The sequence below is a fragment of the Pseudomonas sp. MD195_PC81_125 genome (assembly GCF_014060985.1).
GTDB classification, from domain to species: Bacteria; Pseudomonadota; Gammaproteobacteria; order Pseudomonadales; family Pseudomonadaceae; genus Aquipseudomonas; species Aquipseudomonas parakoreensis.
The window spans coordinates 1-9,646 of the sequence record NZ_JABULD010000654.1 but is presented as its reverse complement, the minus strand read 5'-3'; the positions used below and the strand labels follow the sequence as shown (position 1 = coordinate 9,646).

Annotated in this window: 8 protein-coding genes and 1 pseudogene; 3 read left to right on the top strand and 6 right to left on the bottom strand. The window is 59.2% G+C overall.

The window, feature by feature from the left end:
• Positions 1 to 266 precede the first annotated feature (266 nt).
• Positions 267 to 605: a type II toxin-antitoxin system Phd/YefM family antitoxin gene (locus tag HT737_RS25845; protein ID WP_239779156.1), complete on the top strand. Its 339-nt coding sequence runs from the start codon at positions 267 to 269 to the stop codon at positions 603 to 605.
• The gene (locus tag HT737_RS25840; protein ID WP_182404268.1) at positions 602 to 979 is read left to right on the top strand and encodes a type II toxin-antitoxin system VapC family toxin; all 378 of its coding nucleotides are present in this window, start codon (positions 602 to 604) and stop codon (positions 977 to 979) included. The genes HT737_RS25845 and HT737_RS25840 overlap by 4 nt, the downstream gene beginning before the upstream one ends.
• Positions 980 to 1,409: 430 nt before the next feature.
• On the opposite strand, the gene HT737_RS25835 is transcribed toward HT737_RS25840, so the two are convergent.
• The 6 genes and pseudogenes from HT737_RS25835 to HT737_RS25810 form a co-directional block, all read right to left on the bottom strand.
• Entirely contained in the window at positions 1,410 to 3,152 is a 1,743-nt protein-coding gene (locus HT737_RS25835; protein ID WP_047291695.1) for an ABC transporter substrate-binding protein, read from the bottom strand.
• A gap of 47 nt (positions 3,153 to 3,199) precedes the next feature.
• A complete protein-coding gene (locus tag HT737_RS25830; protein ID WP_027614647.1) occupies positions 3,200 to 3,472 on the bottom strand; it encodes a DUF2160 domain-containing protein in 273 nt (90 codons plus the stop codon).
• 10 nt (positions 3,473 to 3,482) lie between these two features.
• Positions 3,483 to 4,283, bottom strand: coding sequence for a carbohydrate ABC transporter permease (locus HT737_RS25825; RefSeq protein WP_041073277.1), 801 nt, complete (start codon positions 4,281 to 4,283; stop codon positions 3,483 to 3,485).
• 10 nt (positions 4,284 to 4,293) lie between these two features.
• A complete protein-coding gene (locus HT737_RS25820) occupies positions 4,294 to 5,160 on the bottom strand; it encodes a carbohydrate ABC transporter permease (protein ID WP_182404267.1) in 867 nt (288 codons plus the stop codon).
• Positions 5,157 to 6,273: pseudogene (locus tag HT737_RS25815) on the bottom strand (ABC transporter ATP-binding protein). The gene HT737_RS25820 and the pseudogene HT737_RS25815 overlap by 4 nt, the downstream one beginning before the upstream one ends.
• Positions 6,273 to 7,367 (bottom strand): ABC transporter ATP-binding protein, encoded by a 1,095-nt coding sequence (locus HT737_RS25810; RefSeq protein ID WP_047291688.1) that lies wholly within the window; start codon positions 7,365 to 7,367, stop codon positions 6,273 to 6,275. The pseudogene HT737_RS25815 and the gene HT737_RS25810 overlap by 1 nt, the downstream one beginning before the upstream one ends.
• A gap of 344 nt (positions 7,368 to 7,711) precedes the next feature.
• Between HT737_RS25810 and HT737_RS25805 the strand changes: the two genes are divergently transcribed.
• Positions 7,712 to 9,553 carry a sigma-54-dependent Fis family transcriptional regulator gene (locus HT737_RS25805; RefSeq protein ID WP_182404266.1) on the top strand — a complete coding sequence of 614 codons (1,842 nt, stop codon included), beginning with the start codon at positions 7,712 to 7,714 and terminating at the stop codon, positions 9,551 to 9,553.
• Positions 9,554 to 9,646 lie beyond the last annotated feature (93 nt).

Sequence of the window (9,646 nt, the reverse complement as noted above, 5' to 3'; positions counted from 1 at the left end):
CAAAGAYGCAGCCTGCGGCAGCTCCTACAGGGATCGGGGTGTTTTTTGAGTTTTTGTGGACGACACGCAGACTTGTGGGAGCTGGCTTGCCAGCGATGGCAGTGGGTCATTCGGTATTTTTGTACGATTTTTTACCGATTTGCTGCGGTCTCCACACAAACGCCGAAACCTCTCGCCGCAACCTCCGTCTTGTCCTACAGCCAGTTTTGAGTAGATAGCACTAAGGTGGAGGCCCTGGCAGATGGATACCGATGAGAGGCAAAAAAATGAACAGGGACATCGTTTGCGAATGGGCTGAAAAAGTCTACGGATTGGCAGCACCGAAATATTCTGGCTATATTTGTCCAGAATACAGGGGTGAGCTGATGATCATCGTTCCGCTGGCTGAAGCCAAAAACAATTTATCCAAACTCGTCGATGAAGCCGCTGCTGGCCAAGTCATCACGATTGCCAAGCATGGCCGGCCGATGGCTCGCCTCGTTCCCGTAGGAAAACCCAGCGCTCAACGTATTGGCGCAATGAAAGGCAAACTGGTGTTGCCCGACGATTTCGACTCACCATTGCCCGATGACATGCTTGATGCATTTGAGGGCACTCAAGCATGAGGCTTCTGCTCGACACGCACGTTTTGCTCTGGACGCTCAGTGATGACGTCAGACTGTCCGGCAAAGCCAGAAAACTGATTGAGAACGCCGCCGAAATCTACATCAGCGCCGCCACCTTCTGGGAAATGGCGATCAAGGTTGGGCTCGGCAAGCTAAATGTTGATCTGGAAGAAGTCCGCCAATATTGTCTCGACAGTGGCTTTATCGAACTGCCAGTGACTGCAGAGCACGCCATCGCTGTGAAGGATCTTGAGCACCATCATCGCGATCCGTTTGACCGTATTATCGTGGCCACAGCGATGACCGAACCAATGAAGTTGCTTACGGCTGATGCTCTGGTTGCTCGGTACACCGATATGGCTGTTCTGGTCTGATCAAGACACATCTAGCACCGTCACACATCAATGCTGGCTGCCAGGCCAACCATCAAGCCACACAGTGAATCCGGGTGTACCCGGGCCTGACCCCATGCTTGATATCTTTGAAGAAATTAAAAAATGAAGCTGGCATTGACCGATGTCCTGCGGCAGCTCCTACAGGGATCGGGGTGTTTTTGAGTTTTGTGGACACCACGAAAACCTGTGAGAGCTTGCCTGCAAGCGATGGCGGCGGGTCAGTCACATCCTTGTTGTTTGACACACCGCTATCGCTGGCAAGCCAGCTCCCACAAGAGTTTGTGGTGTGCCCAGATTGTGTAAGCAACACAGAAACCTGTGGGAGCGTGGCTTGCCCGCGATGGCGGTAGATCAGGCAACAAAAAAAACGGCACCTTTCGGTGCCGTTCGCTTTTCACTATTTCAGCCGTTACTTACGCGCATCCGCCCACGATTTCAGCAGTTCGTTGTAGCTCACGGTCTCGCCCTTCGGCTTCTCGTTGGCCAGTTTCGGTTTTGGTGCGCCCGGCTGGTCGAACCAGTATTGCGCGTCGCGTTCCGGGTTCATTTTCGGTGCGCACGTGGCTTGCGCCTTGGAGCGTTCGAGGCGGGTCATGATCGCGTCCTGATCTTTCGCCAGGCCATCCAGCGCCTGCTGCGGAGTCTTCTCGCCGCTGGCCGCTTCGGCGATGTGGCTCCACCACAGCTGCGCCAGACGCGGATAGTCCGGCACGTTGGTCCCGGTCGGGGTCCATTGCACACGGGCCGGGCTGCGGTAGAACTCGACCAGGCCGCCGAGTTTAGGCGCCAGATCGGTCATCGCCTGCGAGTTGATGTCCGACTCGCGAATCGGCGTCAGGCCGACGATGGTTTTCTTCAGCGACACGGTTTTCGAGGTGACGAACTGTGCGTACAGCCACGCCGCCAGCTTCTGTTTCTCAGGCGTGGATTTCATGAACGTCCACGAACCCACGTCCTGATAGCCGAGCTTCATGCCCTCTTCCCAATACGGCCCGCGCGGCGACGGCGCCATGCGCCATTTCGGCGTGCCGTCGGCGTTGACCACCGGCAGGCCCGGTTTGGTCATGTCGGCGGTGAACGCGGTGTACCAGAAGATCTGCTGGGCGATATTGCCTTGTGACGGCACCGGGCCGGACTCGGAGAACGTCATGCCCGCCGCTTCCGGTGGCGCGTAGGCCTTGAGCCAGTCGACGTATTTCTGCGTGGCGAACACTGCCGCCGGGCCGTTGGTGTCGCCGCCGCGGGTCACGCTGGAACCGACCGGGTGGCAGTCCTCGACGCGAATTCCCCATTCGTCCACCGGCAGACCATTGGGCAAGCCTTTGTCGCCACCACCGGCCATGGAGAACCAGGCATCGGTAAAGCGCCAGCCCAGCGACGGGTCTTTCTTGCCGTAATCCATGTGGCCGTAGACACGCTTGCCGTCGATTTCCTTGACGTCTTCGCTGAAGAATTTGGCGATGTCTTCATAGGCCGACCAGTTCACCGGCACGCCCAATTCGTAACCGTACTTTTCCTTGAACTTGGCTTTCAGATCGGCGCGTTCGAACCAGTCGGCGCGGAACCAGTACAGGTTGGCGAACTGCTGGTCGGGCAGTTGATAGATCTTGCCGTCCGGCGCGGTGGTGAACGAGATACCGATGAAGTCCTTGATGTCGAGGGTCGGTGAGGTGAAGTTCTTGCCTTCGTTGGCCATCAGGTCAGTGATCGACTCGGTCTTGCCGTAGCGAAAGTGCGTACCGATCAAATCCGAGTCGTTGACCCAGCCGTCGTAGATGTTCTTGTCCGACTGCATCACCGTCTGCATTTTTTCCACCACGTCGCCTTCTTGCAACAGGTCGTGGGTGAGTTTGATCCCGGTGATTTCGCTGAACGCCTTGGCCAGCACCTTGGACTCGTATTCGTGGGTGGTCAGGGTCTCGGAAACCACTTTGATTTCCATGCCGCGGAACGGCTCGGCGGCCTTGATGAACCACTTCAATTCTTCGAGCTGCTGATCCGCCGTCAGGGTTGACGGTTTGAATTCGCTGCCGATCCACTTTTTCGCAGCGTCTTCGTAGGCATCGGCCCAGGCCGAAGCGCTCAAACCGCTGAGTGCGAGCATGGCTGCCAATGAAATGCTATGTCGCAGCTTATTGTTTTTATCGAACATAGAGACCTCCAGTTAGAGTTTCGGAGCACGATTGCCGAGCGACTCGACTAGCCCCAGCGCATCACAACCAACAGCCACACCAGAGACAGCGCGGACGCCACCCAGATGCTCCAGTCGGTGACGCCGATTACCAGCAGATGCAGGTAGGCGCTGCCGAGAAGACCGATGAACAAGCGATCGCCACGGGTGGTGGCAATCGGCAGAAAACCGCGGCGCAGGATGCTCGGCGAGCGCAGTTCCCAGGTGGTCATGCCCACCAGCAACAGGCCGATGGCAATAAAGAACCCCGCCGTGGGGGTGGTCCAGCTCATCCATTCCATCATGCGTTCCTCAGACCCGACCCAGGGCAAAGCCCTTGGCCACGTGGTTGCGAACAAACCAGATCACCAGCATGCCCGGCAGGATGGTCAACACCCCCGCCGCTGCCAGCACGCCCCAGTCGATGCCCGAGGCCGACACGGTGCGGGTCATCACCGCCGCGATCGGCTTGGCGTTGACCGACGTCAGCGTGCGCGCCAGCAGCAGTTCGACCCAAGAGAACATGAAGCAGAAAAACGCCGTGACACCGATCCCGGAGCCGATCAGCGGGATGAAAATCTTCACGAAGAACTTGGGGAAGCTGTAGCCGTCGATGTAGGCGGTTTCGTCGATTTCCTTGGGCACCCCGGACATGAACCCCTCAAGAATCCACACCGCCAGCGGCACGTTGAACAGACAGTGCGCGAGTGCCACGGCGATGTGCGTATCGAACAGCCCGATCGACGAATACAACTGAAAGAACGGCAGCAAAAACACCGCCGGCGGCGCCATGCGGTTGGTCAGCAGCCAGAAGAACAGGTGCTTGTCACCGAGGAAGCGATAGCGCGAAAACGCGTACGCCGCCGGCAGCGCCACACTCAGCGAGATCACCGTGTTGAGGCTGACGTAATACAGCGAATTGAGATAACCGGTGTACCAGCTCGGGTCGGTGAAAATCACCTTGTAGTTGTGCCAGGTGAAATCCTGCGGGAACAGGGTCAACCCGCCGAGGATTTCGGTGTTGCTCTTGAACGACATGTTCAGCAGCCAGTAGATCGGCACCAGCAGGAACAGGATGTACACCAGCAACGGAATCAGCTTTCTTTTGTGCATGGCCGGGCCCTCAGCGATTGGCGTCGGAATGGGTCATGGCGGTGTAGAACAGCCACGAGACCAGCAGGATGATCAGGAAATACACCAGCGAAAACGCCGCTGCCGGGCCCAGATCGAATTGGCCGACCGCCATCTGCGTCAAGGTCTGACTGAGGAAGGTCGTGGCATTCCCCGGCCCGCCGCCGGTGAGCACGAACGGCTCGGTGTAGATCATGAAACTGTCCATGAAGCGCAGCATCACCGCGATCAGCAGCACGCTTTTCAGCTTGGGCAACTGGATGTGCCTGAACACTGCCCAGGCCGAGGCGCGGTCGATGCGCGCCGCCTGGTAGTACACGTCAGGAATCGCCCGCAACCCGGAGAAACACAGCAGCGCCACCAGCGAAGTCCAGTGCCAGACGTCCATCACCAGCACCGTGACCCAGGCGTCCATGGTGTTGGCCGCGTAGTTGTAGTTGATGCCCAGCGCATTCAGGCTCGAGCCGAGCAGACCGATGTCGGCGCGACCGAAGATCTGCCAGATGGTGCCGACCACGTTCCACGGGATCAGCAGCGGAATCGCCAGGATGATCAGCACCACTGACGACCAGCGACCCTTGGTCGGCATGGTCAGGGCGACGGCGATGCCCAGCGGAATTTCAATCAACAGCACGCAGGCCGAGTAGATGAACTGGCGCAGCAGCGAGTCATGCAGACGCGGATCGAGCAGCACCTGTTTGTACCAGTCGGCGCCGACGAAGTAGCGGCTGGACTGGTCGAAGATGTCCTGCACCGAGTAGTTGACCACGGTCATCATCGGGATCACCGCACTGAACGCCACCAGCAGGAACACCGGCAACACCAGCCACCAGGCCTTGTTGTTCTGCACCTTGTTCATGGCTGCACCTCGGTAGAGTCGGTGTCTTCAAGAAGAAACTCGTCGGCGTAGACCATCAGCCACTGCGCCGGAAAACTGATGTACGCGGTGCCCTGCGGCACCGGTTTGTCTTCGGCCAGACGCACCTTCAACGGCGCGCCGTCGAGGTCGAGGGTGAGGATCTTGTAGGTGCCCAGGTCTTCGACGTGAACCACCCGCGCCTGCATCGCCTCGTCAAACGGTTCATCCCAGACATGGATGAACTCCGGGCGGATGCCGACCTTCAGATTTTTCCACTGGCCGTGTTCGATATGCCGCTGCAAGGCGTCGGACAACGGCAGGTGCGTGGAGGCGAAACCGACCCCACCCGGCTGCGGCTGCACCTCGATCAGGTTCATCCCCGGGCTGCCGATGAAGTAGCCGACAAAGGTGTGGCTCGGCCGCTCGAACAATTCCCGCGGGGTGCCGAACTGCACGATCTGCCCGCCGTACATCACCGCGATCTTGTCAGCGAAGGTCGAGGCCTCCAGTTGATCGTGGGTGACGTAGACCATGGTGATGTTGAACTGCTCGTGGATCTGCTTGAGCTTGCGTCGCAGCTTCCACTTCAGGTGCGGGTCGATCACCGTCAGCGGCTCGTCGAAGAGGATCGCCGAGACGTCGTCGCGCACCAGGCCACGGCCCATGGAGACTTTTCTGCTTTTCGTCGGCGGTGAGGTTGCGGGCCTTCTTGCTCAGCAGGTTTTGCAGGTCGAGGACTTCGGCGATTTCCTGCACCTTGCTGTGCACTTTCGCCTCGGCCATGCCCTGATTTCTCAGGGGAAAGGCCAGGTTGTCGAACACGGTCATGGTGTCGTAGACCACCGGGAACTGGAACACCTGGGCGATGTTGCGCTTCTCCGGGGTCAGGTCATTCACCGCTTTGCCATCGAACAACACATGCCCTTGCGAGGGGCTGAGCAGGCCGGAAATGATGTTGAGCAAGGTCGACTTGCCGCAACCCGAAGGGCCGAGCAAGGCATAGGCGCCGCCCTGCTCCCAAATATGGTCCATTTCGCGGATTGCGTAATCGTCAGGCCCGCTCGGCTGCTTGCTGTAGCTGTGGGCCAGGTGCTGCAAACGGATTTCGGCCATCAGGCAACCCTCGCGACACGCCGGCCCGGTGCCTGCACCAGACGGCCCTGCGCATCGAACACGAACAGTTTGTGGGTCGGGATGTAAATGCGGATCGGCGCATCGACGTCGTATTCGTGCACCCCGGGCAGGTGCAGTACCAGCAGGAAATGTTCGTTGCGCACGTGCAGGAAGGTTTCCGAACCGCTGATCTCCGCCACCTCGACGGTAACCGCCAGTTCCAGATCGTCATCGTTGCTCGGCACCAGCGAAATATGGCTGGGGCGCACGCCGAAGCGGAACTCGCCCTCGCCCACCGGGCGTAGATCGACGTTCAACGGGAAGTGCACGAAGTTGGCAAAGCTGACTTCGTTGCCAGCAATGCGCCCGGGCATCAGGTTGATCGGCGGTTCGGAGAACAACTCCGCTGCCAGCACGGTTTGCGGCTGGTGATACACCGAAGTCGACGGGCCACTCTGGATCACCCGGCCTTCGTGAAGAATGGTCGTGGTGCCGCCCAAGGCCAACGCTTCGTTGGGCTCGGTGGTGGCGTAGATCGCGATGGTGTGGCGGGCCTTGAACAGCTCGCGCATCTCTTGGCGCAGTTCTTCGCGCAGCTTGTAATCGAGGTTGACCAGCGGCTCGTCGAACAGGATCAGTTCGGCATCCTTGACCAGCGCCCGGGCCATCGCCGTACGCTGCTGCTGGCCGCCGGAGAGTTCCAGCGGATAGCGCTGCAGGAACTTCTCGATGCGCAGCATCCGTGCGGTTTCCTGCACCTTGCTGTGGATGATGTCCTTGGCGACACCGGCCTGACGCAGCGGCGAGGCGATGTTCTCGAACACGGTCATGGTCGGGTAATTGATGAACTGCTGATAGACCATCGACACGTTGCGCAGGCGCACCGGGCGCTGGGTGACGTCGACGCCGTTCATCAGGACGCGGCCGCTGTCGGGCTTGTCCAGACCGGCCATCAAACGCATCAGGCTGGTCTTGCCGGACAGCGTGCGGCCGAGCAGAACGTTGAAGGATCCGGGTTCGAAGGTCAGGCAGGCATCGTCGATCCAGGTCTGGCCCTCGACGGTACGGCTGACGTGCTCCAGGGTGAGTGACATGGCTCGGCCTTTTTTATTATTGGAGTCAAGCGACCTGTGCAGCAAAGCGACATTCGTGCCAGAAATGGCAAGTGGTTGATTTGTGATGAAAAGCGCCAAAAACGCGGGGAATGGGCGTTCATTGCTGAACACATTTGAACAGTCGGGCGATTGACAATGAACAATAGTGAACAACACTCTATGAACTGTTCACGCACCCTGTAGGAGCTGCCGAAGGTGCGATCTTTTTGACTTTTTGTTTTTCAAAGAATAAGATCAAAAAGATCGCAGCCTGCGGCAGCTCCTACAGGGGAATTGTGTGGGTCATAACAATAATAAAAACGCTGCATCAGAGGCCCACAGCCATGGCCGTACCCGCCCCGCCGCTGTCCCACGACGCGATCGTCCAGACCTCCTGGCAGCGTTGCCGCGCCTTCGGCCTCGACCATCAAAGTGCCCCGGCCTTCGACCAACTGCCTGCCGCCGGCATTGCGCAATTGCTCGACCGTCACCACTCACTGGTGCAAACCACGCATCAGGAAGTCCTGCCGTACTACGAGAACATCCTGAGCAACTCCAACTGCCTGATCATGCTCGCTGACCACCACGGCCAGGTGCTGACATCGTGGGGCACTCAGCGCTTTATCGAGCCGAACCTGGCCCGGGGTTTTCGCGCCGGAGCGAGCTGGATGGAACGCTGCAGCGGCACCAATGCCATCGGCACCGCGCTGGCCTGCGAGCAAGCGGTGCACATCGAACACGATGAACACTTTCTGAAAGCCAACCGCTTCATGACCGGTTCTGCCGCGCCGATATTCGATGCCGAGCGCAAGATCATCGCCGTGCTCGACGTGTCCAGCGACAGTTACCTGCCGCCCTCGCACACGTTGGGCATGGTCAAGATGATGAGCCAGACCGTGGAGAACCGGCTGATCCTCAACCTGTTCCACGGCCAGCACTTTCAACTGACCTTCAACACCGGGTTGAACAACCTCGACAGTCAATGGGCCGGTTTGCTGATTTTCGATGAGAGCGGTCAAGTGCTGTCGGCCAATCGCCGCGCGGACAATCTGCTTGGCGTGCGCCTGTCGCGGGTCAGCGTCGAAAGCCTGTTCAACGTGTCGCTGCTGGAGCTGCTGAATCAGCCGGACGGCTTGCCGTTTGCCTTGCAGACCTCGGGGCGCAACCGTTTCCAGTGCCTGTTGAAGCGACCGCAACAGGCGCCTGTTCAGCCTCGGGTATTTGCCGAACCGAAAACGGCGCCGATCAAAGCGCCGGGCGTGATCAGCCTCAACTCTCTGCATTTTGGCGACAGCCGCGTGGAAAAAGCCGTGCGTCAGGCCGAACGCCTGCTGGAAAAAGACATCCCGCTGCTGATCCACGGTGAAACCGGGGTCGGCAAGGAAGTCTTCGTCAAAGCGCTGCACCAAGCCAGCTCCCGCAGCAAACAGGCATTCATCGCCGTCAACTGCGCGGCGATCCCCGCCGAACTGGTGGAGTCGGAACTGTTCGGCTACGAAAAAGGCGCGTTCACCGGCGCCAGCCAGAAAGGCAGCATCGGCCTGATCCGCAAGGCTGACAAAGGCACCCTCTTCCTCGACGAAATCGGCGACATGCCGTTGCCGACTCAGGCGCGGTTGTTGCGGGTGTTGCAGGAGCGCTGTGTGCAACCGGTGGGCAGCAGCGAGTTGTTCCCGGTGGATCTGCGGATCATCTCGGCGACCAACCGCTCTTTGCGCGAGCAAGTGCAATTGGGCCGGTTTCGTGAGGACTTGTACTACCGAATTGGCGGTTTGACACTGGAACTGCCGCCGCTCAGAGAGCGCGGTGATAAAGAGGCGCTGTTCAAACGCCTGTGGGAGCAGCATCGCGAACCGACACAATGGGCCGGGCTCAGCCGCGAAGTGCTGGAGCTGTTCAGTCGTCATCCATGGCCGGGCAATCTGCGTCAGGTCAGCAGCGTGATGCAGGTGGCGCTGGCCATGGCCGAGGAACAACCGGTACGGCCAGAGCATTTGCCGGATGATTTTTTTGTCGATCTGGAGATGGAGCCGGTGGAAACGGCAGCGCCGTTGGGGCTGGACTTGAATGACGTTGAAGCGTTGAACCGCGAGTTGAAGGCGGCCGGGGGGAATATTTCGCACCTGGCGCGGCGGTTGGGGGTGAGTCGGAATACGCTGTACAAGCGGTTGCGGCAGGCTGAATGACAACTCGGCCTTGAGGGCCTCTTCGCGAGCAGGCTCGCTCCCACAGGGGATTCGTGTCGTGCACGGAAAACGGACTTCACGAAAATCCACTGT